Annotated in this window: 27 protein-coding genes; 9 read left to right on the top strand and 18 right to left on the bottom strand. The window is 69.1% G+C overall.

Annotation, left to right across the window (positions count from 1 at the left end; genetic code table 11):
• The first annotated feature begins 83 nt into the window (after positions 1 to 83).
• From map to glnA, 3 genes are all read left to right on the top strand, one after another.
• Positions 84 to 917 carry a type I methionyl aminopeptidase gene (gene map, locus GGR88_RS00805; protein WP_209023244.1) on the top strand — a complete coding sequence of 278 codons (834 nt, stop codon included), beginning with the start codon at positions 84 to 86 and terminating at the stop codon, positions 915 to 917.
• A 144-nt stretch (positions 918 to 1061) separates the two neighbouring features.
• Positions 1062 to 1400 (top strand): P-II family nitrogen regulator, encoded by a 339-nt coding sequence (locus GGR88_RS00800; protein ID WP_167952052.1) that lies wholly within the window; start codon positions 1062 to 1064, stop codon positions 1398 to 1400.
• Positions 1401 to 1494: 94 nt separating this feature from the next.
• Entirely contained in the window at positions 1495 to 2907 is a 1413-nt protein-coding gene (gene glnA, locus GGR88_RS00795; protein WP_167952050.1) for a type I glutamate--ammonia ligase, read from the top strand.
• A gap of 156 nt (positions 2908 to 3063) precedes the next feature.
• Here glnA and rpoZ read toward each other — a convergent pair whose 3' ends face one another.
• Positions 3064 to 3405: a DNA-directed RNA polymerase subunit omega gene (gene rpoZ / locus GGR88_RS00790; protein WP_167952048.1), complete on the bottom strand. Its 342-nt coding sequence runs from the start codon at positions 3403 to 3405 to the stop codon at positions 3064 to 3066.
• Between the two features lie 116 nt (positions 3406 to 3521).
• On the opposite strand from rpoZ, the gene GGR88_RS00785 reads away from it, so the two are divergent.
• On the top strand, positions 3522 to 4697 hold the full coding sequence (locus GGR88_RS00785; RefSeq protein WP_167952046.1) for a phospholipase D-like domain-containing protein: 1176 nt from the start codon (positions 3522 to 3524) through the stop codon (positions 4695 to 4697).
• Between the two features lie 12 nt (positions 4698 to 4709).
• Here the strand turns inward: GGR88_RS00785 and GGR88_RS00780 are convergent, their stop codons facing one another.
• From GGR88_RS00780 to glnE, 4 genes are all read right to left on the bottom strand, one after another.
• Complete coding sequence (locus GGR88_RS00780) at positions 4710 to 5846, bottom strand: M23 family metallopeptidase (RefSeq protein WP_167952044.1); 1137 nt, start codon at positions 5844 to 5846, stop codon at positions 4710 to 4712.
• 104 nt (positions 5847 to 5950) lie between these two features.
• The gene (locus GGR88_RS00775; RefSeq protein ID WP_167952042.1) at positions 5951 to 6754 is read right to left on the bottom strand and encodes a ferritin-like domain-containing protein; all 804 of its coding nucleotides are present in this window, start codon (positions 6752 to 6754) and stop codon (positions 5951 to 5953) included.
• Positions 6751 to 7218 (bottom strand): peroxiredoxin, encoded by a 468-nt coding sequence (locus GGR88_RS00770; protein WP_167952040.1) that lies wholly within the window; start codon positions 7216 to 7218, stop codon positions 6751 to 6753. The genes GGR88_RS00775 and GGR88_RS00770 overlap by 4 nt, the downstream gene beginning before the upstream one ends.
• The gene (gene glnE / locus GGR88_RS00765) at positions 7215 to 9785 is read right to left on the bottom strand and encodes a bifunctional [glutamate--ammonia ligase]-adenylyl-L-tyrosine phosphorylase/[glutamate--ammonia-ligase] adenylyltransferase (RefSeq protein ID WP_245196494.1); all 2571 of its coding nucleotides are present in this window, start codon (positions 9783 to 9785) and stop codon (positions 7215 to 7217) included. Before glnE ends, GGR88_RS00770 begins: the two co-directional genes overlap by 4 nt.
• A gap of 146 nt (positions 9786 to 9931) precedes the next feature.
• On the opposite strand from glnE, the gene GGR88_RS00760 reads away from it, so the two are divergent.
• Positions 9932 to 10099, top strand: a complete 168-nt coding sequence (locus tag GGR88_RS00760) for a hypothetical protein (RefSeq protein ID WP_167952036.1) — start codon at positions 9932 to 9934, stop codon at positions 10097 to 10099.
• Positions 10100 to 10124: 25 nt separating this feature from the next.
• Here the strand turns inward: GGR88_RS00760 and GGR88_RS00755 are convergent, their stop codons facing one another.
• The 3 genes from GGR88_RS00755 to GGR88_RS00745 all read right to left on the bottom strand — a co-directional run bounded on the left by GGR88_RS00755 (position 10125) and on the right by GGR88_RS00745 (position 11854).
• On the bottom strand, positions 10125 to 10772 hold the full coding sequence (locus GGR88_RS00755) for a sigma-70 family RNA polymerase sigma factor (protein WP_167952034.1): 648 nt from the start codon (positions 10770 to 10772) through the stop codon (positions 10125 to 10127).
• Between the two features lie 81 nt (positions 10773 to 10853).
• Entirely contained in the window at positions 10854 to 11003 is a 150-nt protein-coding gene (locus GGR88_RS00750; RefSeq protein ID WP_167952032.1) for a hypothetical protein, read from the bottom strand.
• Between the two features lie 53 nt (positions 11004 to 11056).
• Entirely contained in the window at positions 11057 to 11854 is a 798-nt protein-coding gene (locus GGR88_RS00745) for a response regulator (RefSeq protein WP_167952030.1), read from the bottom strand.
• A gap of 251 nt (positions 11855 to 12105) precedes the next feature.
• On the opposite strand from GGR88_RS00745, the gene GGR88_RS00740 reads away from it, so the two are divergent.
• From GGR88_RS00740 to GGR88_RS00730, 3 genes are all read left to right on the top strand, one after another.
• A complete protein-coding gene (locus tag GGR88_RS00740) occupies positions 12106 to 12246 on the top strand; it encodes a NepR family anti-sigma factor (RefSeq protein ID WP_167952028.1) in 141 nt (46 codons plus the stop codon).
• A 61-nt stretch (positions 12247 to 12307) separates the two neighbouring features.
• Positions 12308 to 13855: a histidine kinase dimerization/phosphoacceptor domain -containing protein gene (locus GGR88_RS15565; RefSeq protein ID WP_167952026.1), complete on the top strand. Its 1548-nt coding sequence runs from the start codon at positions 12308 to 12310 to the stop codon at positions 13853 to 13855.
• Positions 13856 to 14102: 247 nt separating this feature from the next.
• Entirely contained in the window at positions 14103 to 14231 is a 129-nt protein-coding gene (locus GGR88_RS00730) for an entericidin EcnA/B family protein (protein WP_167952024.1), read from the top strand.
• Positions 14232 to 14275: 44 nt separating this feature from the next.
• Here GGR88_RS00730 and tatC read toward each other — a convergent pair whose 3' ends face one another.
• The 10 genes from tatC to GGR88_RS00680 all read right to left on the bottom strand — a co-directional run bounded on the left by tatC (position 14276) and on the right by GGR88_RS00680 (position 21477).
• Positions 14276 to 15043: a twin-arginine translocase subunit TatC gene (tatC, locus tag GGR88_RS00725; protein ID WP_167952022.1), complete on the bottom strand. Its 768-nt coding sequence runs from the start codon at positions 15041 to 15043 to the stop codon at positions 14276 to 14278.
• Positions 15040 to 15456, bottom strand: a complete 417-nt coding sequence (gene tatB, locus GGR88_RS00720) for a Sec-independent protein translocase protein TatB (protein ID WP_167952020.1) — start codon at positions 15454 to 15456, stop codon at positions 15040 to 15042. Before tatB ends, tatC begins: the two co-directional genes overlap by 4 nt.
• A gap of 39 nt (positions 15457 to 15495) precedes the next feature.
• Positions 15496 to 15747, bottom strand: a complete 252-nt coding sequence (locus tag GGR88_RS00715) for a twin-arginine translocase TatA/TatE family subunit (protein ID WP_167952018.1) — start codon at positions 15745 to 15747, stop codon at positions 15496 to 15498.
• A 26-nt stretch (positions 15748 to 15773) separates the two neighbouring features.
• Positions 15774 to 16343 (bottom strand): SMC-Scp complex subunit ScpB, encoded by a 570-nt coding sequence (gene scpB / locus GGR88_RS00710; RefSeq protein WP_167952015.1) that lies wholly within the window; start codon positions 16341 to 16343, stop codon positions 15774 to 15776.
• Positions 16340 to 17074, bottom strand: a complete 735-nt coding sequence (locus GGR88_RS00705) for a segregation and condensation protein A (protein ID WP_167952013.1) — start codon at positions 17072 to 17074, stop codon at positions 16340 to 16342. The genes scpB and GGR88_RS00705 overlap by 4 nt, the downstream gene beginning before the upstream one ends.
• Positions 17074 to 18078 carry a beta-N-acetylhexosaminidase gene (gene nagZ, locus GGR88_RS00700; RefSeq protein ID WP_167952011.1) on the bottom strand — a complete coding sequence of 335 codons (1005 nt, stop codon included), beginning with the start codon at positions 18076 to 18078 and terminating at the stop codon, positions 17074 to 17076. The genes GGR88_RS00705 and nagZ overlap by 1 nt, the downstream gene beginning before the upstream one ends.
• The gene (locus tag GGR88_RS00695) at positions 18075 to 18824 is read right to left on the bottom strand and encodes an SPOR domain-containing protein (protein ID WP_167952009.1); all 750 of its coding nucleotides are present in this window, start codon (positions 18822 to 18824) and stop codon (positions 18075 to 18077) included. The genes nagZ and GGR88_RS00695 overlap by 4 nt, the downstream gene beginning before the upstream one ends.
• Positions 18824 to 20548 (bottom strand): arginine--tRNA ligase, encoded by a 1725-nt coding sequence (gene argS / locus GGR88_RS00690; protein WP_167952007.1) that lies wholly within the window; start codon positions 20546 to 20548, stop codon positions 18824 to 18826. The genes GGR88_RS00695 and argS overlap by 1 nt, the downstream gene beginning before the upstream one ends.
• 16 nt (positions 20549 to 20564) lie before the next feature.
• Entirely contained in the window at positions 20565 to 20834 is a 270-nt protein-coding gene (locus GGR88_RS00685) for a hypothetical protein (protein WP_167952005.1), read from the bottom strand.
• A 76-nt stretch (positions 20835 to 20910) separates the two neighbouring features.
• Entirely contained in the window at positions 20911 to 21477 is a 567-nt protein-coding gene (locus GGR88_RS00680) for a hypothetical protein (protein ID WP_209023161.1), read from the bottom strand.
• Between the two features lie 87 nt (positions 21478 to 21564).
• Here GGR88_RS00680 and GGR88_RS00675 point away from each other — a divergent pair, with 87 nt between their 5' ends.
• Positions 21565 to 22644, top strand: coding sequence for a winged helix-turn-helix domain-containing protein (locus GGR88_RS00675; protein WP_167952003.1), 1080 nt, complete (start codon positions 21565 to 21567; stop codon positions 22642 to 22644).
• Positions 22645 to 22656: the final 12 nt, after the last annotated feature.

The raw sequence follows: 22656 nt of genomic DNA, 5'->3' as shown, positions 1-22656 counted from the left end.
CCCTTGCCTTGGCGCGGGGCGGCGCGCCGCGTCAATGCCCCCAAATGGTTGGAGCCAGCCGGTCGAGCGGCTATATCGGCACCATGACCCGCTACGTCCAAGCTTCCGACCTCGACCTTCCCGCCCGCGACGGCACCATCAAGCTGCACGGGCCGGAGGCGTTCGCCGGAATGCGCCGCGCCGGGCGTCTGGCCGCAGAGGCGCTGGACGCGGTTGCGGCGCTGGCCGTTCCAGGCGCGACCACGGAGTCGCTCGACACCGTGATCCGTGAAACGATGCTGAAGGGCGGCGGCGTGCCCGCCACGCTCGGCTACCGCGGCTATACGCATTCGAGCTGCATCTCGATCAACCATGTCGTCTGCCACGGCATTCCCTCCGATCGGACGCTGAAGGACGGCGACATTGTCAACATCGACGCGACCGCCATTCTCGATGGCTGGCACGGCGATTCCAGCCGCATGTACTTGGTCGGCGATGTCAGCGTGAAGGCACGGCGGCTGGTCGACACCACCTGGGAAGCGATGATGCTGGGCATCGAGGCGGCAAAGCCCGGCGCGCGAATGGGCGACGTCGCCCACGCGATCCAGAGCCATGCCGAAAGCCGCCGCTACAGCGTCGTGCGGGATTTCTGCGGCCACGGCCTCGGTCGCCTGTTCCACGATGCGCCGGAGGTTGTGCACGCCGGCCGTCCGGGCACGGGTCCGGAACTGCGCCCGGGCATGTTCTTCACGATCGAGCCGATGGTGAACATCGGCAAGCCCGACGTGAAGGTGCTGGACGACGGCTGGACGGCCGTGACCCGCGACCGCCAGCTATCCGCCCAGTTCGAGCATTCGATCGGGATCACGGAAGACGGCTGCGAGATCTTCACGCTCTCGCCGGCCGGCCTCGACCGCCCCTACGCTCCCACAGCCTGACGATCGGGCGCATCATTTTGTCGCAGCCGGCTGCCGCTGCGCAGCTTTGATGCGTATAAATGGCGGGCTCCGGCACCGGCGGGGCTTGTCACCGCTTCGTCATGCTGATTATTTTGCAGTGCACACAAAATGGGGGACTCGGCGGTGAAGAAGGTCGAAGCGATCATCAAGCCCTTCAAGCTCGACGAGGTGAAGGAAGCGCTGCACGAGGTCGGCGTGTCCGGGATCACCGTCACCGAAGCAAAGGGCTTCGGCCGCCAGAAGGGGCACACGGAGCTTTATCGCGGCGCGGAATATGTCGTCGATTTCCTCCCCAAGGTGAAGCTTGAGGTGGTGGTCGACGATGCCGTCGCGCCGCGTGTGGTGGAGGCCATTGCCGCCGCCGCGCAGACCGGCCGCATCGGCGACGGCAAGATCTTCGTCAGCACCATCGAATCCGCGCTCCGCATCCGCACGGGGGAGCGTGACGCGGACGCAATCTGATCCCCGTTCGCCGGCCGCGTGACCTGGCCGGCGATCGGGCGCATGTTACCGCCGGGCGACCGGCACCACCTGGTTCAACAAGGGCATCATCATCATGGCGAATACGGCCTCCGACATTCTGAAGATGATCGAGGAGCACGAGATCGAGTGGGTCGACCTGCGCTTCACCGATCCGCGCGGCAAGTGGCAGCACCTGACGATGGTCGCCAAGGTGATGGGCGAGGACGAACTGACCGACGGCCTGATGTTCGACGGCTCGTCGATCGGCGGCTGGAAGGCCATCAACGAAAGCGACATGATCCTGAAGCCGGATCTGGACGCGGTCTACATCGACCCCTTCTCCGCCACGCCGATGCTGATCCTGGTGTGCGACATCGTCGAGCCCTCGACGGGTGAGCTCTACGCCCGCGATCCCCGTTCCACGGCGAAGCGCGCGGAGGCCTATCTGAAGTCGACCGGGCTCGGCGACACCGTCTATGTCGGGCCCGAGGCCGAGTTCTTCATGTTCGACGACGTGCGGTTCGAGAACAGCTACGCGACCAGCTACTACAAGATCGACGATGTCGAGCTGCCCGGCAATTCGGGTCGCGAGTACGAGACCGGCAACCTTGCCCATCGGCCGCGCGCCAAGGGTGGCTACTTCCCGGTCGCGCCGGTCGACAGCGCCGTCGATATCCGCGGCGAGATGGTCTCGACCATGATCGAGATGGGTCTGCCCTGCGACAAGCATCACCATGAGGTGGCGGCCGCGCAGCACGAGCTTGGCCTGACCTACGGCACGCTGGTCGAAACCGCCGATCGCATGCAGATCTACAAATATGTCGTGCATCAGGTGGCGCATGCCTACGGCAAGACCGCGACCTTCATGCCCAAGCCGATCAAGGACGACAACGGGTCGGGCATGCACACCCATTTCTCGATCTGGGATGGCGGCAAGCCGCTGTTCGCGGGCAACGGCTATGCCGGCCTTAGCGAGATGTGCCTGTTCTTCATCGGCGGCGTCATCAAGCACGCCCGCGCGCTGAATGCCTTCACCAACCCGACCACCAACAGCTACAAGCGGCTGGTGCCGGGCTTCGAGGCGCCCGTGCTGCTCGCTTATTCGAGCCGCAACCGCTCGGCCTCGTGCCGCATCCCCTATGGCTCGGGCGAGAAGTCCAAGCGCGTGGAGTTCCGCTTCCCCGACGCCCTCGCCAATCCGTATCTCTGTTATGCGGCCATCCTGCTGGCCGGCATCGACGGCATCGAGAACCGCATCCATCCCGGCGAGGCGATGGACAAGAACCTCTACGACCTGCCGCCGGCCGAGCTCGCCCATGTGCCGACCGTCTGCGGATCGCTGCGCGAGGCGCTCGAGGCGCTCGAGGCCGATCATGAGTTCCTGCTGCGCGGCGAGGTGTTCACCAAGGACCAGATCGACGCCTATGCCGAGCTGAAGTGGGAAGAGAACAGCCGCTGGGAAACGACGCCGAGCCCGGTGGAGTACGACCTCTATTATTCGGGCTGACCGGACCCGACTGGATGCGAAAAGGGGCGCCGGGCCAGGGTCCGGCGCCCCTTTTCATTTTGGTCACCCTCCCGCGTACCCTCCCCCGGAACAGGGCCACGAAAAAGGGCGAGGGGATCGCTCCCCCCGCCCTCCTGAAGCAGTCGGTGCCTCGACCTACTCGTAGTCGGCACCCAGATTCTGGTTGCGCGGCGGCGCAGCGGCGGTGAGGCGGAGCGCCTCGGCCGAGGCGGCAAGCGAGCCCACCGCGTCGGGCGCTTCCTCGTCGTCCACCTGTACGCGCTGCAGCGAGGCGATCAGCCCCTCGTGCAGATCGTCGACCGCCACCGTCTCCTCCGCGATCTCGCGCAGCGCGACCACCGGGTTCTTGTCGCGATCCCGGTCGAGCGTCAGCTCGGCACCGCTGGAGATCTGGCGCGCACGCTGCGACGCCATCAGCACCAGGTCGAAGCGGTTGGGGATCTTGTCGACGCAATCTTCGACTGTGACGCGGGCCATCGATGCTCCGTGAAGTTCAGATGTTCGGAAAGGACGCGACCTACCAGATACGCGCCTTCCCGTCAAAAGCCGCTTTGCCGCTTGCATCCACAACCGCGACGCGACAGCACTCGGGCATGAGCGATGGGCACCATGATGACCATTCGGGGGGCGCTGTTCGCGTCGCAGGCAACCGGCTCGACCTGTTGGAGACCGGACCGGAGCAGCGCGCCGCGCTCTTGTCGCTGATCGAGGGGGCGCGCCGCACGCTCCGACTTCTCTACTATATCTATGCGGAAGACGAGAGCGGCCGGGCGGTGCGCGACGCGCTGGTCGTGGCGCTGAAGCGGGGCGTCGAGGTCCGGCTGATCGTCGACGGCTTCGGCAGCGACGCGGACGACAGCTTCTTTGCCCCGCTCCGCGAGGCCGGCGGCACCGTCTGCCGGTTCCATCCGACGATCGGACGGCGCTACCTGCTGCGCAACCATCAGAAGCTGGCCTGCGCGGACGAGACAATTGCCCTGGTCGGCGGCTTCAACGTGGAGGACGATTATTTCCGCACGGTCGAGGATGGTGGCTGGCGCGATCTGGGTCTCAGCATCGCCGGCCCGGCGGTGTTGCCGGCGGTGCACTACTTCGACGCGCTGTTCGACTGGACGGCGCAGAAGCGGTCCAAGGGCCGCGACCTCCGACGGCGGTTGCAGAACTGGAACAGCGGCGACGAGACCATCCGGTGGCTCTTGGGCGGCCCGGCGCGGCGGTTGAGCCCGTGGCTGCGGACCATCCGGAACGATCTGCAGGTTGCCCGCCACTTCTGGATGATCGCCGCCTACTTCGCGCCCGGACCCTATATGCTGCGGCGGCTCGAACGGGCGGGCCGGCGCGGCGACGTCCGGGTCATCACGGCGTCGAAGTCGGACAACGGCGCAACCATCGGCGCCGCCCGCTTCCTCTATCGCGGTCTGCTCAAGAAGCAGGTGCGCGTGTTCGAATATCAGCCGACCAAGCTGCACAGCAAATTGTTCGTGATCGACGACCTCGTCTATATCGGGTCGGCGAACTTCGACATCCGCAGCCTGCACCTCAATCTCGAGATCATGGTGCGGATCAGGGATCGGGATTTCGCCGATCGCATGCGGCGCTACTTCGACGAAGAGACGGCGCAATCGCGCGAAATCGCGCTCGACGAGGTCAGTGGCTGGGGAAGCGTCTTTCAGCGCCTCCGCTGGGGCGCTGCCTATTTCCTGGTGGCGATCGTCGACTACAACGTCACCCGCCGCCTCAATTTCGGCCTGGACGGCTCCGAGCTCTAGCCCAGGAGACGATCAGTCGTCGGCGGGTGCGTCGGCCGGGCCGCCCTGTGCCGTCTCGGCGGCGACGCGGTCCTGCACGGCGAGCACGAAGTCCGACGACCGCAGGAACGGCGTGGGATCGACCGGACGGCCGTCGAGCCGCACTTCGTAGTGCAGATGGCTGCCGGTCGAGCGACCCGTCGATCCCATGCGGCCGATCAGGTCGCCGCGGCGCACGCGGCTGTTGGCCTGCACCAGGATCTCGGACAGGTGACCGTAGCGGGTGTCGATCGCGCGGCCGTGGCCGATCTCGATCAGGTTGCCATATCCGCTCGCCCAGCCGGCGCGGCGGACGATGCCGTCGGCAGTGGCATAGATCGGGGTGCCGACGGGACCGGGAATGTCGACGCCGGCGTGCATCGCGCGCCCACCGCGGAAGGGATCGGAACGGACGCCGTAGAGGCTGGTGAAGGTCAGGTTGTCGACGGGCTTCACCGACGGCACCGACATCACACCGCGCTCAAGCTGGTTGAGCCGCGCCCAGGACTGGAACATCGCACGAAACTCGGGGTCGCCCTCATCCGCACTGTCGCCCTCGGGGAGCGGCTCATACGGACCACCCATGGCGGCGACCCGCCGCGGCGAGAGGCCGAGCCCCTGCACGGCCTGCGCGGTTTCGCGGTAACGTGCCTCGGCATAGTCGCGAACCGCATCGGCGAAGGCCAGCTGGCGCCGCTCGGCCGCGACCAGCGGAGCGTTGATCGCCGGGGCCGCATGCGCATGCCCGTCGGCCGGCGGCAGGAAGGCGGCGAGCTCCTCACCGTCACGCTCCCCCGCCAGCATCGCGGCCATGAAGCGCTGGCGCAGTTCGATCCGCTCGGCGCGCAGGTCCGCGTCCGCCTTCAGCCGATCGAGCCGCGCCTGCACCGCCACCATGCTGGCGACGTCGGCGTGACGGCCGGTCTCGGCGTTGCCGATCATCGCCGCCGCCGCGAACAGCGACCAGGCGACCAGAGCCAGCGTCACCGCGGCCATTGCCAGCTGCGCCCCGGCCGACAGCCGGACGCGCTTCAGGACCCGTCCATTGTGGATGAACAGATCCCGCGCGACGAAAAGACGGCGGAACCGATTGCCCGTCGACGCGCTGCTAGGGGGAAGAGCATGACTCATCAGAAGATCGCGACCCGGTGAGCGCCGACCCCGGAGGTCAGCGACTTTATCGATGATTTGCCGCGGAAAAATGCCCCCCGCGGTGCCCGTACAGGCTTGTGAAATCAGTTACGGTTGGCGGCAAGGCAGCTGTAATAGTCCCGCGTCAGACCGGCTGACTCACGCGCCGAGTCGTTGAACGGTGGCTTCAATCCGTCCCTAAAGTGGCGGCGAATAAGGGTTTGCCACTCTGCGACCGGTGCGATTCCGGCCTGGTCGCAGTGCCACAGGAACCACCGCGTGCCCGCGCCGACATGACGGATCTCGTCCGCCGCGATCCGCCGGAGGATGCGCGCGCTGGTCTGGTCGCCCGCGGCCTCGAAGCGCGCCACAGTCTGCGGCGTCACATCGAGGCCGCGCGCTTCCAGCACCATGGGCACTACCGCCAGCCGCGCGCGAGCATCGTCCGCGGTGGCGGCGGCGGCCTCCCAGAGGCCGTCATGCGCAGGAAGCGCGCCGTAGTCGCTGCCGAGGGTGCGCAACCGCCGGTCGAGCAGCGCGAAGTGCATCGCCTCGTCCGCTCCGACCGCGAACCAGTCGTCCACGAAGGCTCGCGGGAACTGGTCGCCGAAGCGGCCGGCGAGATCAAAGGCGAGGTCGATCGCCACGAACTCGATATGCGCCAGCGCATGGAGCAGCGCGAGGCGGCCGGCGGCGGACCCGCCCTTCCCTCGCTTCGGCATCTCGCCCGGCCGACGCAGTTCGGGCCGCTCCGGCCGGGCAGGTCGCGCGGGAAGCGGCGGGCCATCGAAGCGGTGCGCGATGCGGCCCAGCCGCCAGTCGCGGGCGACCCGGCGAGCGGCGCGGACCTTTTCCAGCGGGTCGGCCGTCAGCAGCACCGCGCGCGCGGCTGCCGCCACGCCGGTCATCCCAGCGCCTGCGCCGCCGCCAGCACCGCCTCGGCGTGGCCGGGCACCTTGACCTTGCGCCAGGCCCGCGCGACCCGTCCCTCCGCATCGATCAGGAAGGTCGCCCGCTCGATCCCCATGTAGCGCTTTCCGTACATGTTCTTCTCGACCCAGACGCCGAACGCCTCCGTCACGCTGCCGTCCTCGTCCGTGCCCAGCGGCACCGTCAGGGCATGCTTGTCGATGAACGCCAGATGCGACTTCGGCGGATCGCGCGAGATGCCGAGCAGGGCGACACCGGCATCGCGGAAATCGGCCGCCCGCTCGCTGAACGCTTTCGCCTCGCTGGTGCAGCCACTGGTGTCGTCCTTCGGATAGAACCAGAGCACGAGCGGCCGGCCACGGTGCGCGGCGATCGTCGCCTCGCTTCCATCCGGGCACAGATAGCGCGCATCCGGCGCCATGCTTCCTTCCTCAACGGTCATACCGCCTCCTCGATCGCCTGCCAGACTTCGCTCACCGTCTGCCGCGCGGCCGCGTGCGCCGCAAGCAGCGCAGGCCAGTCGGGCAGCCGACATGCCGCCGCGACCAGCGCCTGGGTCGGCGGGTCGAGCGCCTCGTCGCGTGGCGCCACCAGCCGCAGGGTCACGAGCATCCGGCTGAGCACCGCATGTGCATCGACGAAATCGGGCGGAAGCTGCTCGCCCTCGACCAGCATCGCGATCGCGCGGGCAAGCTCAGGGACCAGCGCGGTTCCTGTCGCAAGCTGCCGGTGGTGAACGCAGAATTCGAGATCGACGAGGCCACCGCGTTCCAGCTTCACGTCCAGCTCGCCTTGCGCGGGCTTGTGGCGCGCCATTTCCGCCCGCATCCCCACAACGTCGGCGCGCAACGTCGCGGCATCGCGCGGGCGCCGCAGCGTCTCCAGGATGATGTCGTTCAGCCGCCCGCGCTGTTCGGCCGTCCCGAACACGACCCGGGCGCGCGTCAGGGCCATATGCTCCCACGTCCACGCCGCGCCGCGCTGATAGTCGGCAAAGCTCTCGACGGAGGCGCACAGCAGCCCGTCCATGCCGGACGGCCGCAATCGCGTATCGACCGGATAGAGCGGTCCGGCCGCCGTCGGCACCGACAGGGCCGCCGTCACTCGCTGCGCCAGCCGGTTAAAATATCGGGTGGTATCCAGCGGCCTGCCGCCGTCCGATTGCTCGCCCGGCACGCCATCGTGCAGGAAGACGAGGTCGAGGTCGGACGCATGCGTCAGCGCCGCCCCGCCCAGCCGCCCGAACGCAAGCACGATCAGGCCCGCGCCCGCGATCCGGCCATGGCTGCGCTGATGATCCGCGATGGTGGCACGGGTGAGCAGCTGGAGCGCCGCTTCCGCCACGCGCGAATAGCCGGCGGCCACGTCGATCGGGTCGGCCGCCGCCGCCACGATCTGGACGCCAAGAGCAAAGCGCCGCTCCGCCACCTCGGCGCGGATCCGGTCGAGCAGCAGCTCATAGGGTTCCTGCCCGTCCCCGCGCGACCAGGCCGCGACCAGCGCGTCGACCGACGGCACCGGCTCCAGCGCGCTGGCGTCGATCAGGCCATCCATCAGCGTCGGTCGCCGCCCGAGCGCATCGGCCAGCGCCGGGGCATGCGCGCAGATCGCGACAAACAGCGTCAGCAGCGCCGGCCGCGCATCCAGCAGGCGAAAGATGTTCACAGCGCTCGGCAGCCGCTCGACCAGGCGGTCGGCCCGCACCAGCGCGCCGTCCGGGTCGGGCGCGTGCGACAGCGCATCGATCAGCGCCGGCAGCGTGCGTTCCAGCGCGCTGGTCGCCGCCTCGCTCTTCAGCGCACGCGGCACGCCCCGCCGCCACCGGTCGATCCGGTCGGCCGCGGCGTCGGGATCGGCAAAGCGCGCAAAGCGCGCGGCAGGGTCGGGTTCCGCACCTTGCTGGGGAGTGGGCACGTCTCCGTCCAGCGCATCATAGGTCCGGCCGACCAGATCGACATGCGGTCGAAGGAGGTCGAGCAGGGCGTCGCCGTCCGGCAGGCCGTGCAGCCGCGCCACATTGTCCAATGCCTCGCCATCGGGCAGCTGGTGGGTCTGGCGATCGTCGACCATCTGCAGGCGATGTTCCACCGTGCGCAGGATCCGGTAGGCGTCGGCAAGGCGGGCGGCCACGTCCGGATCGATCCGACCGGCCCGGCCCAGTGCCGCAAGCGCATCCAGCGTGGCGGGCACGCGCAGCGCGGGATCGCGCCCGCCGTGGATCAGCTGGTGGATCTGCGCGAAGAACTCGATCTCGCGAATGCCGCCGCGCCCCTTCTTCAGGTCATAGCCGGGGCCGAAGGGCACCGCCCCGCCATGCGCGCGGATGCGCCGGGTCAGCGCGCGGATGGCGTCGATCGCCCCGAAATCGAGCGAGCGCCGCCACACGAACGGGCGGATCGTCGCCAGCATCCGCTCGCCCAGCGCCACATCTCCGGCCGCCGCGCGTGCGCGGATGAAGGCGGCCCGCTCCCAATCAAGCGCGCTGGATTCATAGTGCATGATTGCCGCGTCGACCGACAGGGCGATCGGCGTCACCTCCGATGCCGGGCGCAATCGCAGGTCCATGCGGAACACATAGCCGTCGGCATCGCGCGCCTGCATCAGCTCAACCACGCGCCGGGCGATGCGAACCGCCGCCTCGGCCGGATCCTCGCGCGCGCGGCACGGCAGTCGTTCGGGATCGAACAGCAGGATGGGATCGATGTCGGAGGAGAAGTTGAGCTCCCGGCTGCCGCCCTTGCCGAGCGCGATGGCGACGAACCCCGCGCCGCCGCCACGCTCCGCGAGCGCCGCGTCGATCGCGCGATCCAGCGTCAGGTCGGCAAGGTCCGACAGCCCCCGCGTCACCGCCTCCAGCGGCATCCCGCCGAGATCGGATAGCGCCAGCCACAATGACCAGCGCTGTTTCAGCCGCCGAAGCGCCTGACCGATCGGCCGATCGGCCTCGATGCTCCAGGCCGGCTGCACTCCCGCCCGCCATGCGGCGACGACGTCGGAATGGCGCTCCATCAGGCGCCGAAGGTGCGGCGAATGGTCTGCTGCGCGCGCCTCGACATCGGCGAACAGGCGTCGGGGCTCCGTCACCGCACCATCGTTCCGGCAGGCCATCTCAACATCACGGCGCAACTCTCGCCCCGATCGGTCGTTCTCAGGACGTGATTGTCAAGAGCCATCATAACCAGGGACGCATCGCCGTCTTCGACGCGCGCAGCACCGTTGCGCTGTCGGCCGAGGGGATCGGGCGCGCATTGCGCCAGGTCTACCGTGAGGATCGCTCGACCCTGCCCGCCGATCTGAAGCGCAGCCTCGACCGCCTGATGTGATCGGACGTCAGGACTGACCCCGCGCTCAGCCGTCGCTGGGGCGCGTCAGGCTGTCGACCTCGTCCATGATGCTGTCGAGCGGCGTGCGCCCGGCGCGGGTGTCGCCATCGGCGCGGGCCGGCAACGATCCGTCCGTCAGGATCGCCTCCAGGGCGACCCGGCCGCGAGCGACGCGGCTCTTGATCGTGCCCACGGCGACGCCGCAGATCTCGGCCGCTTCCTCATAGGCGAACCCGCCGGCCCCCACCAGGATCAGCGCCTCGCGCTGCGGCTGGGGCAGATGCAGCAACGCGCGCTGCATGTCGCCAAGCTCCACATGCTTGTCCTGCCCCGCCGGCGCCGCCAGCAGCTTTTCGGCCGCAAGGTCGTCCCATTCGCCCTTGAAGCGCGCGCGCCGCATCTGCGACAGGTAGAGGTTGCGCAAGATGATGAAGGTCCACGCACGCATGTTCGTGCCGGCCTGGAAGCGCTTGCGCGCCGCCCATGCCTTCAGCAGCGTTTCCTGAACGAGATCATCCGCGACGTCGCGGTTGCCGGACAGCGACCTGCCGAACGCACGAAGATGCGGAATGACGATCGCGAGTTGTGCCTTGAAATCGTCGTCGGACAGGGACTCATGCGGGACGGGTGCGACCTCGTCGTCGCGCGCGTGCTCCGCTTCGTCATTGATCATGCATACGGCCCAGAAAAGCAGCGTCGGGGAGCAGCGCCTCGATTGATATAGGCAAAGCTCGTCGAAGTTTGAAGTCGACGTTCAGACCGTCAGGCCGCCCGTGAAATAAACAATGGCGAAAAGCACCACGATCAGCGCCAGCGACGCCACAAGCACGATGCCCACTGGCCGGCCGCGCGACGCGCCGCGCGCTTCGGTCGTGGTCACATGCACATCTTCGTCATTCGCCATCGTTACGCTCCCGAGTCTGCTCACCGAACGAAGCCGCGTCGGCCGGGTTCCGCTCAGACGGCGGGAACGGTCGCCTGATCGAAGAACAGCGCCTGGCTGATCGCCGCCTTCACTGTCGACCGCTGGAACGGCTTGGTGATGAGGAAGGTCGGCTCCGGCCGCTCGCCGGTCAGCAGGCGCTCCGGAAACGCCGTGATGAAGATCACGGGCACCGAGAATTCGGCCAGGATGTCCTTCACCGCATCGATGCCGGAGCTGTCGTCGGCCAGCTGGATGTCGGCGAGGACAAGGCCGGGGCGCTGCGCCTTTGCAAGCGACACGGCCTCGTCGCGGGTCACCGCCACGCCCGTGACCTCATGGCCGAGGTCGCGGACGATCGTCTCGATGTCCATGGCGATGATCGGCTCGTCCTCGATGATCAGCACCTCCGCGCGGGTCTGCTCCTCGATGTCGTTCATCGCCTGCTCGACCAGCCGCTCCACTTCATCCACGTCGCTCTCGATCAGGAACGCGGCTTCTTCCGGAGAGAAACCTTCCATCGCCGTCAGCAGCAGCGCCTGCCGGGACAACGGCGTCATGCGCGCCAGCCGCGCCTGCGCGATGGTCGCCGCGTTGCTCTGCCCGGTCGCCTCGATGTCGCCGTCCAGATTCACGGACGTCCAGATCGCCTGGAAGGTGCGGTAAAGGCCCAGCCGTGGCTCGACGTCGGTTGGGAACTGCTCCGGCGCCGCAACGATCGCCTCCAGCGTCGCCTTGACGTAGGAGTCGCCCTGCGCCTGGCCGCCGGTCAGAGCCCGGGCATAACGGCGAAGAAACGGAAGATGCGGGGCAAGCTGCTGGCCGAGCGACATGGGGTGGTGGTCTCCGTGAAACGTCGATGCTTCTGCTCATGACGCCAGCAGATTGGCAACCGGGAACATCTGTCCCGACCCTATCCGAAAAAGCTGGCCTGAGGCCGGGAACCATCGAACCCCGGTTTAGTTTCGGCTGACAGGTTTGCATCTTCGCGTCGGTGCCGTCAGGGGGGCACTGGCGTGGAGTGCGCACAGGTTGAACAATCGCAAGGGCGGGATCGTTGTCATCGTCGGACAAGAGTGGAAAGATGCCGCAGCGACCACGCAAAAAGGCCGAGGACGACGCGCCCGACCAACGGGTGGGACGCGCCCTGCGGGGCGTCTACCAGGAAACGGTGGAAGAAACTGTGCCTGACGAGATGCTCGATCTGCTGAAGAAGCTAGGGTGACCGAAATGCGTGGTCGAACGGCGACATGACGCAGACGCGACCGCGCATCCTCGCGCGGGGCGTGCGTCGGGTTGCGAACCTTTCCACAGGGTTCAAGCTTTTCCTGTTGCTGAGCCTGGCGCTGCTGCCGCCGGCAATGATCGTGTTCTTCGCGGCCGTTCAATCCATCCGCGACAGCCGAAACGATCGCATGGTCGCCGAAAGCCAGGCGCTGGACGAGGCGTCGGCCCGGCTTGCCGCGCGGCTTGCCAGCGACGTCGTTGCGCTCCGGATCGCCGCCAACAGCCGGGCCGCGAGCACCCGGCCGGCGGGCAGCGCCGCGCTTCGCGCCGAATGCGACCGGACCGAGCAGCTGCTTTCCGCCGGCGGACGCATCACCAGCCTGGGGATCGTCACGGCCAACGGATCGGTGGCGTGCGGCACCGTGCCCGTGCAGTTCCGCGGGCCTCTCCCCCCCAACAGCATCCGCCGCACGATCGCGGTGGAAGACGGTGCCCTGATCGTGTCGATCGGGGGTCAGCGCGCGACAACGGTCGTCAGCTATCCGGCCGCAACCCTGGCCAACATCGCGCGCCCGGGATTGTCCAATCTCTCGGACTTCGCGCTGGTGCTGATGGATCGGCAGCGTCGCCTCCCGCTCGTCGACGAAATCCGCGAAGGCGGCGCCGGCCGGCGCAAGTCGCTCGACCACGCCCTCGGTCAGGGCGACCTCCGCCTCCAGCTGCGCAGCGTCGCCCCGGCGCTGACGCCCGACCAGATCCTGCTCATGCTGCTGCCCATCGTGATGTGGCTGGCGGCGGCCGGGCTCGGATGGCTGGCGGTCGATCGGCTGCTGCTGCGTCCGCTGGCGCGCCTGCGCACCGCGGTTGGCGCCTATCGCCCCGGCGAGATCGTCGACTTCAAGCATGACGGATCGGCCGTTGCGCGCGAGATCATCGACCTGGGCGACACGTTCCGCGACATCACCGACACGGTGTCCCGGCACGAAGGGCAGCTGGAAGATGCGCTCGCCAATCAGCGCAAGCTGACGCGTGAGGTGCACCACCGCGTCAAGAACAACCTCCAGGTTGTCGCATCGCTGATCAACATCCATGCTCGCGGCGTTCAGGCCGGCGAGGCGGCCGATGCCTATGCAACGATCCAGCGCCGGGTGGACGCGCTCGCCGTCGTGCACCGCAACCATTATGCGGAAATGGAGGTCAACCTCGGCGTCGCGATCCGCCCGCTGGTCGGCGAGATCAGCAGCAACCTGCGCGCAACCGCACCCCCGGTCGCGTCACGCATGGCGATCCAGGTCGACGTCGCGCCGCTGAACGTCACGCAGGACGTGGCCGTGCCGCTTGCCTTCATGATCACCGAGCTGGTCGAACTCGCCATGGCGAGCGAGGCCGCGCCGCGCATCGCCATCAAGGTCGAGCCGGACGAGCCGGGCCGCGCACGGCTGACAGTGCGTTCCGCCGCGCTTGTGTCCGGCCCTGATCTGGAGGAGCGGGTTGCGGCCCGCTACGGCCGTGTGCTGGAAGGGCTGGCGCGGCAGCTCCGGACCAAGCTGAGGCGCGATCCGGACGGGGGCAGCTTCTCCATCGATTTCGCGCTTCTCCAGAAATAATTTGAAAGATAATTCGGCGGGAACCCGAAGTCTCATCTGTCGTTCTGACTGACGAACGGCGAGCTTTTGCCCCCCCGCTTTCGCTGTTCAGAACATGGGCCCGGACTTGCCATCATCCCCCCCGATGGCAACTCCGGGCCCAACTTATTTGCGCTCCGCTGCCCGGGGTGCGGAGGCGGAACGATCATCAAGGTTGCGCATTGCTCCTTCGGCTCCGGCAGTTCGGATGCTGGTCAGGAGAAAGATCATGGTTCGTAAGATTCTCAGCGCGTCGCTGATCGCTGGCATGCTCGTTGTGTCGGCCTGCAACACCGTGTCCGGCGCGGGTGAGGACCTTCAGTCGGCCAGCGAAGCCGGCAAGGACGTCATCAACTAAGTGCGGCAAGGGCGCCGCACTGGTCGGCGCCCTTCTGCATCCGCTCAGGCCGCCGGCTCGGCGTCCGTATCGACCTTGGAGCGTCGCCGCTCGGTCAGCAGCAGGACCAGCAGGGTCGCTTCGTACAGCAGGATCAGCGGCACCGCGAGGATCACCTGCGATATCACGTCCGGCGGCGTCAGCACGGCCGCGATCACCGTCGCAATCACGATGGCGTAGCGCCGCCCGCTCACCAGCTGCTTGCGCGTCACCACGCCCGCCCGCTCCAGCAGGAGCAAGAGGATCGGCATCAGGAACGCCACGCCGAACCCGAAGATGAACTTGGTGACGAAATCCAGATAGTTGCCGACCCCTGGCAACGCCGTCTGCTCCACCCCCCCGACATTGCCCTGGTAACCCAGCAGGAAATGCAGCGCGACCGGCATCGCGAAGAAGTAGGCGAGCGACGCGCCCATCAGGAACAGCACCGGCGTCATCAGCAGGAACGGCAGGAACGCGCGCTTCTCCTTGGCATAGAGCCCCGGCGCGACGAACCGCCACAGCTGCGTGGCGATGACCGGGAAGGCCAGCATCAGCGCGGCGAAGAAGGCGACCTTCACCTCGGCGAAGAACGCCTCGAAGATGTTGGTGTAGATCAGCCGCCCCTGCCCGGCGGCGAGCAGCGGCTGGACCAGCACGGCAAAGATCGGCCGCGCCTGCCACAGGCATAGGGCAAAGGCCGCGCCAAGCGCCGCCACCGACCACAGCAGCCGGGTCCGCAGCTCGATCAGATGGTCGAGCAGGGGCGCCCGCGACTCGTCGATGTCCTTCATGGCTTGTGCTGCACCTCGGCCGGCGCCTCCGCCCCATCGGCGGCAGGCGCGGAGGGCGGAACACCCCCCGCGACCGGTGCGCCCGCCCCCGGCTGGTCCACCACCGGCCCGTCCGCGACAGGAGTGTCCGCGACCGGATCAGCGGCCTGCGCCGGGATGTCCGGCCCATCCGCCGGTGCCGGATGCTCGCGCATGATGCGCTCGTTTTCCTGGCGCCAGCGCTTTTCCATCTCCTCCAGCTCGGCCTCGCGCACCATCGCATCGAAGCCGGAGCGGAAATGCCGCGCCACGCCGCGCGCCTTGCCGACCCAGCGGCCGACCGTGCGCATCGTCTGCGGCAGCTCCTTGGGCCCGATGACGATCAACGCCACGGCCGCGCACAGCAGCATCTCCGACCACGCGAAGTCGAACATCGGATCAGCCCAGCAGGAACGGCGCGCGAGGCGTCAGGATCAGTGGGGCCGATCCTCGGTCGCGGTCGGCTGCGCGGCGGCGTCCGCACGTGGCGGCACCGGCTGCGCATCGAGCCGCGCGGGCGGCGGGCTTGCCGGGCGCGTGGGCTCGTCGTCCTCGGCCATGCCCTTCTTGAAGCTCTTCAGGCCCTTGGCGACATCGCCCATCATGTCGGAAAAGCGACCCTTTCCGAACAAGAGCAGAATGACGACGCCGACGACCAGCCAGTGCCAGAGGCTGAAGCTACCCATGAGGATTCTCCCGATTGGAGGCCGATCTAGCGGTTCTCGGCGTCGCTTTCCAGTTCTGGTGCGAAAGTCGCTGAAACAGGGTCGAGCAGGCCCGCCGCCTTCAGGTCGTCGATGCCGGGAAGATCGCGGCGCGACGACAGGCCGAAATGGCTGAGGAAGTCAGGCGTGGTCGCATAGAGCAGCGGCCGGCCGGGTCCGTCGCGGCGGCCCGCAGGCCGCACCCAGCCTGCTTCCATCAGCAGGTCCAGCGTTCCCTTGGACAGCTGCACGCCGCGGATCGCCTCGATCTCGGCGCGGCTGACCGGCTCATGGTAGGCGATGATGGCAAGCGTCTCGACGGCGGCGCGCCCCAGCCGCCTCGGCTCGTCCCGCTCCCGACTCAGCAGGTGCGACAGGTCAGGCGCCGTCTGGAAATGCCAGCGGCCGCCGCGCTCCACCAGCTCGATGCCGCGGCCGCGATAATCGTCGGTCAGCCGGGCGAGCGCCTCGCGCAGGTCCGCGCCGGCCGGCAGGTGTCGCGCGATCTCGTCGGGGGTCAGCGGCCGGTCGGCGGCGAACAGCACGGCCTCCACCGCGCGCGCCGTGGCCGTGCTCATGACGCCTTCAGCATCAGGGGCGCGAAGGGCGCGTCCTGGCGGAGCACCGCCTGTCCCTGACGCGCCAGCTCAAGCGCGGCGAGGAAGCTCGACGCGACCGCCGACCGGCGAAGGTCGCCCTGCGCGCCCGGCGGCAGGAAGCTTTCAAGCCGCCGCCATTCCGCCGCGTCGGGCAGCATCGCGCGCAGCCGCGCGAGCGCCTGGTCAAGCGCCATCACCGGCCGGCGCCGCACCTGGTGCTGCACCGGCGCCGTCCGCGCGGCGACCTGCGCATAGGCATCGATCAGATCGAAGATGGCGGTCCGGAACACGGGCCGCCCGATCGTCCGCAATCCTTCCGGCATGCCGCGGGCGAACACGTCGCGGCCGATGCGGTCGCGCGCCATCAGCCGCGCGCCGGCATCGCGCATGGCATCCAGCCGCTGCAGGCGCTGCTGGAGCAGGGCGGCCAGCATGTCCGGGTCCGGGTCCTGATCGGGCGCGCGCGGAAGCAGGAGGAGCGACTTCAGATAGGCCAGCCACGCCGCCATCACGAGGTAGTCGGCGGCAACCTCCAGGTCGATGCGGCCGGCGTCCCCGACGAAGGAGAGATATTGCTCAACCAGCGCAAGGATCGAGATGTCGCGCAGGTCCACCTTCTGCGCCCGCGCAAGTGCCAGCAGCAGGTCGAGCGGACCTTCCCAGCCGTCGAGCGAGATGGTGAGGACCGGGCTTTCGACCGCGTCGGCCATCAGGCGAGCGCGAGCAGCGCGTCCCGCTTGGCCACCAGATCGTCGAGCCGCGCGGCGTCCGGGGCCGATCGCATCGCCATCGCGCGGTCGAGCCGGTCGACCGATGCCGCCGCCATCGTCGGCAGCACCGCTGCGACGGCTTCCATCTCGTCCATCCGCGCCCAGCAATCGAGCACCGCGTCGCACCCGGCCGCGATGGCGGCGACCGCCTTTTCGGCCGGAGTGCCCGACAGCGCCTTCATGTCGATGTCGTCGGTGAACAGAAAACCGTCAAAGCCGATCTGCTTGCGGATCACGCCGTCGATCACCGTCGGCGACAGCGTTGCCGGCCGCTCCGGGTCCCACGCCGTGTAGACGACATGGGCGGTCATCCCCATCGGCGCATCGGCCAGCCGCTGGAACGGCGTGATGTCGCTGGCGAGCGCGGCGGCATCGGCCTCCACCACGGGCAGCGACAGGTGGCTGTCGACCCCGGCCCGCCCGTGGCCCGGCATGTGCTTCATCACGCCAACCACGCCGCCGGCCGCCAGCCCGTCCAGGATCGCACGCCCGATGGAGGCGACCCGCACCGGCTCGGCGCCCAGCGCGCGATCGCCGATCACGTCGCTGGCGCCCGGTTGACGCACGTCGAGAAGCGGCAGGCAGTCGACGCTGATCCCGACCTCGGACAGGGTCAGCGCCAGTGCCTCGGCATGCGCGCGCGCCGCTTCCATGGCGGACATCGGCGCCACCTCCCACAGCCGGTCGAACACCGCGCCGGGCGGAAAGACCGGCCACTCGGGCGGCTTCATCCGCTGCACGCGCCCGCCCTCCTGGTCGATCAGGATCGGCAGGTCGGTGCGTCCATGCAGCGTGCGCAGGTCGTCGGTCAGCGCGCGAAGCTGGGCGCGGTCGACCACGTTGCGGCCGAACAGGATATAGCCTGCCGGGTCCGCTTCCCGGAAGAAGTCCCGCTCGCGCGCGCTCAGGGCAGCGCCGGCAAGGCCGAAGACGACCGGGATCATCCGCCGATCACCAGGCAGGCTTCACCGCCGACGCGCAGCCGCTGGCAAAGCTCCCGTGCCGCCGCCGGCGACCCCGCGTCCAGCCTCAGCCGATACACGTCGCGCCCCGCGACCTCGCCCGTCGCCACCTGCGGCGTGCGGTCGGCCAGAACGGTGAAGCGGCCCGACAAGATCGTCCATGCCTCGCGCGCGCGCCGCTCCGAATTGAACGAGCCGAGCTGCACCAGGCTGCCGCCGGTGCTCGGCTGCGCCACCCGGGCGCTCGTCCCCGGCGCTGCCGCGGTCAGCCGTCCGCCCGATTGCGGGATGGCGGCCGACGCGCTTCGCGATGCCGATGCCGCAGGCGGCGGGGGCGGCGGCGCGGCCTGCGTCACGACCTGCCCTTCGACCGGCGCCTCCGGCTGGGCGGCAAGATCGATCGCCCCGTTGATCGTCTCGCCTTCGGATGCGGCAAAGCTCGCGTCACCGCGCCCTTCCACTTCCATTCCGCCGGGATCGGCCGGGCGCACCTTGTACGGGCCCTGCGGCGCGCGGATCAGCGCGCCTCCGCCGTCCGTCGCATCGCCGCCACGCGTCAGCCACAGACCGCCCGCGATCAGCAGGCCCAAGAGCAGCAGCGCTCCCAGGCCAAGCACCACCCAACGCAGCGCTCCGCGCGGATCGCGCGCACGCTCCGGCGATGCGGGCTCCAGCCAGGGCAGCCGGTCCTCGTCGCTCAGCAGCAGGTCACCCTGGTGGCTGGTCATCAATGCATGTCCTGGCGCGCCGCCACCCCCATGATGCCGAGCCCGTTGCGCACAATTTGCCCGATCTGCTCGCTGAGGAAAAGCCGCGCCGCGCTCAGCTCCGGATCATCCGGCAGGATCACGCGGCGCGACGGATCGTCGTTCCCCACGTTGAACCATGCGTGGAAGTCTGCGGCGAGGTCGCCGAGGTAGAAGGCGATGCGGTGCGGCTCGCGCGCCGCGGCGGCGGCCTCCACCGTGCGGGGGAAGGTCGCGGCCCGCTTCACCAGCGCGCGCTCCACCTCGTCGAGCCGGTGCAGCGCCGCGTCGCTCGCGACGATGCCGGCTTCCGCCCCCTTTCGCTGCAGCGACTTGATGCGCGCATGGGCATATTGGACGTAGAAGACGGGATTGTCCTTGGACGCCTCCACGACCTTCTCGAAATCAAAATCCATCTGCGCGTCCGCCTTGCGCGTCAGCATGGTGAAGCGGACGACGTCCTTGCCGACCTCGTTCACCACGTCCGCCAGCGTGACGAAATTGCCAGCCCGCTTCGACATCTTCACCGGCTCGCCGCCACGCAGCAACCGCACCATCTGCACCAGCTTGACGTCGAAGCGCGTGCGCCCTTCGGTCAGCGCGTTCACGGCCGCCGTGATGCGCTTCACCGTTCCGGCATGGTCCGCGCCCCAGATGTCGATCAGCTGGTCGGCGTCCTGCGCCTTCTGGAAGTGATATGCGAGATCAGCTCCGAAATAGGTCCAGCTGCCGTTCGACTTCTTGATCGGCCGGTCCTGGTCGTCGCCGAACCGGGTCGAGCGGAACAGCGGCAGCTCAACCGGCTCCCAGTCCTCCGGCGTCTCGCCCTTGGGCGCTTCCAGCACGCCGTCATAGACGAGGTCGCGGGCGCGCAGCCACGCCTCGGCCGCCTCCGGCTTGCCCGCCGCCTGCAGCTCCGCTTCCGACGCGAAGCGATCATGGTGGATGCCGAGCAACGCCAGGTCCGCCTTGATCATCGTCATCATCGCGTCAACGGCGCGGCGCCGGAACAGGGGGAGCCACGCCGCCTCGTCCGCGCCGACGAAGCGTTCGCCATATTCGGCCGCCAGCGCCTGTCCGACCGGCACCAGATAATCGCCGGGATACAGGCCTTCCGGGATCGTCACCGTCTCGCCCAGCGCCTCGCGGTACCGCAGGTGGACGGAGCGGGCGAGCACGTCGACCTGGCTGCCGGCATCGTTGATCACATATTCGCGGATGACCGCGTGGCCGATCGTCTCCAGCAGGTTGGCGAGCGCGTCGCCCACCACCGCGCCGCGGCAATGGCCCATGTGCATCGGACCGGTCGGGTTGGCGGAGACATATTCGACGTTCACCGTCACGCCCGCGCCGGCCGTCGAGCGGCCATAGTCGTCCGCCGCCGCCGCGATGTTGCGCAGCTCGCCGATCCAGGTCTCGGGTGTCAGCGTCAGGTTGATGAAGCCGGGCCCGGCGATCGCGGCGCCGGCCACTTCGGGCAGCGCCCCCAGCCGCTCAACCAGCAGCTCGGCCAGCGCGCGCGGCGGCATGCCGGCGGGCTTTGCCAGCACCATCGCGGCATTCACCGCCAGGTCGCCGTGCGCGGCGTCGCGCGGCGGCTCGACCGCGATGCCCGATCGCGGCAGATCGGCCGGCAGGCGGCCATCGGCGGCCAGCCCGTCCAGGGCAGCGTTCACATGCGCGGCGAAACGGGCGTAAAGCGTCACGAAGGCGTCCATCCTGTCAGCGGAAGGCGCCCTCTACCCCACGGCCCTGTTCGACGCAAAGCCGGCCGAGCCCCCTGGCCCGGCCGGCCGATCGCAAGGCGTTACCAGCCGCGATAACCCCAGCGGCGGTCGTGGCGGCTGCGATCGCGGCGCCAGTCGCGGCGCTGCTCGCGCAGCTCGCGGGCATAATCGCGCCGTTCCCGCTGCAACTCGCGCTGCGCACGGCGGATGTCGCGGCGGTCAGGGCGGTGATGCCGATAAGGGCACCGATGATCAGGCTACGCATGTCACTTCTCCTTCCACTGCCGCAATGCATATGGCGGCGAAGCGGAGCCTGCCCTGAACGGCCCGTTGCCTGCCGTTCAGCCAACCGGCCGCCGCGCGCTCCGCGCAAACAGGAAGGCGGAGGCGGCGAGCAGCGCGGCCACCCCGCCGTTCAGCACGGCGAGGCCGATCGCACCCGGCGGCTGGTCGGCGCCCGCCACCACCGCCACGACCCCGACCATCATCTGCACGCCGGCCGCGGCGGCGGCGGCGCGCGCCATCCCGGCCGGCCGCAAGCGCGCGATCGATGCCCCGCCGATGCAGGTGGCGATCACGGCCGCGTAAAGCAGGTTCAAGGGGTTGTCCTCGTCACCGATGATGCCGACCGCGCCGTTGACCCAGATAAGGAAGAAGATGGTGAGCAGCATCAGCGCCGCCCCCGCGCGATATGCGGGGCTGCGATCCAGCCGGACCGCCAGCTCGAACCCGCCGCCGACGAAGCCGATCAGGGCCGCCGCGAACACGAAGTCGCTTGCCGTCCACCGCACCTCCGCCGTGAACTGCATGGCGACGGCGGGCAGCAGCAGCAGCACCCCGCCGATGCTCCACCCGGCCAGTCTCCACATGTAGATCGGTCTTCTGTTCACCTGTTCGTTCAGCGTCATGCCTCATCTCCTTGGCTGGCGGACGCCGCTGCCCTGCCCTATTGACCCGGTGACCGGCATGAGCACGGCATGAGGGTTCGCTGAAAAGTGACGGATTGCCGCTACCGGTTCGACCGCTTCGTCCTTGATCCCGCCGAGCGGCTGCTGCTGGACGACGGCCGTCCGGTGGACCTCAGCCCGCGCTACCTCGACGCGCTGATCCTGATGGTCGGCGAGGCAGGCTCCCTGGTCACCAAGGACCGCTTCCATGACGAGGTCTGGCGCGGCATCCCCGTCACGGACGAGGCGCTGACCCAGTGCATCCGCGCCCTGCGACGCAGCCTGGGGGACGACGCCGCCCGCCCCCGCTTCATCGCCACCGCGCCAAAGCATGGCTACCGCTTCATCGCTCCAGTCGACAGGATCGCGGCTGATGCCCGCGCGCCCACCGTCGCCGCTCCCGACCCGGCGCGGCCCGCATGGCGGACCACGATGCTGCTGTTCGGCGCGGGTGTTCTCGGGGCGGGCGCGGCGGGCATAGTCGGTGGCCTTCTCTACGGCATCGCTGCCGGTGGGCGGGCGGCCGGCACCGGCATCGGCGGCGCCTCCACCATCATCGTCATGCTGTGGCTGACGCTCGCCGTCGCGCTGATGGGCGGCGCCGGGGTCAGCGCCGGCATCGCGGTCGCGATGCGGTGGGTATCCCCCGGCTGGCGGATCCTGGGCGGTGCGCTCGGCGGCCTCCTGGTCGGCGGCCTCGTCAACCTCGTGGGGCTCGATGCCTTCGACCTTCTGCTCGGGCGCTCGCCGGCCGGCATCACCGGTGCGCCGGAAGGGCTGCTGCTCGGCGCGGGCGTGGGCGCCGGCGCCTTTGCCGCGGCGCGCTGGCGCGGCTCGCTCGTCCGGGCGACGGCCCTGGCCGGCCTGATCGGCGCCGCGGCCGCGGTCGCCGTCATCCTCCTGGGCGGCAGGCTGATGGGCGGCAGCCTCGACCTCCTCGCGCGGAGCTTTCCGGATTCGCGGCTCGCCTTTGCCCGGCTGTTCGGTCCGGCCGGCCTGTCCGGCGGCGCCGGATATGTCACCGCCGCGCTTGAAGGCCTGCTGTTCGCCGCCTGCCTCAACGGCGCCATGCAGCTCGCGGAGCGCCGCCTCGCTCCCGCCGCCAGGCAGCAGCCGACCGCATTCTGACTTTGCCAGCGG

The organism is Sphingomonas jejuensis, from assembly GCF_011927695.1.
GTDB classification, from domain to species: Bacteria; Pseudomonadota; Alphaproteobacteria; order Sphingomonadales; family Sphingomonadaceae; genus Sphingomonas_K; species Sphingomonas_K jejuensis.
The sequence above is the reverse complement of the archived record's forward strand: the minus strand, read 5'-3'. Positions and strand labels throughout refer to the sequence as shown.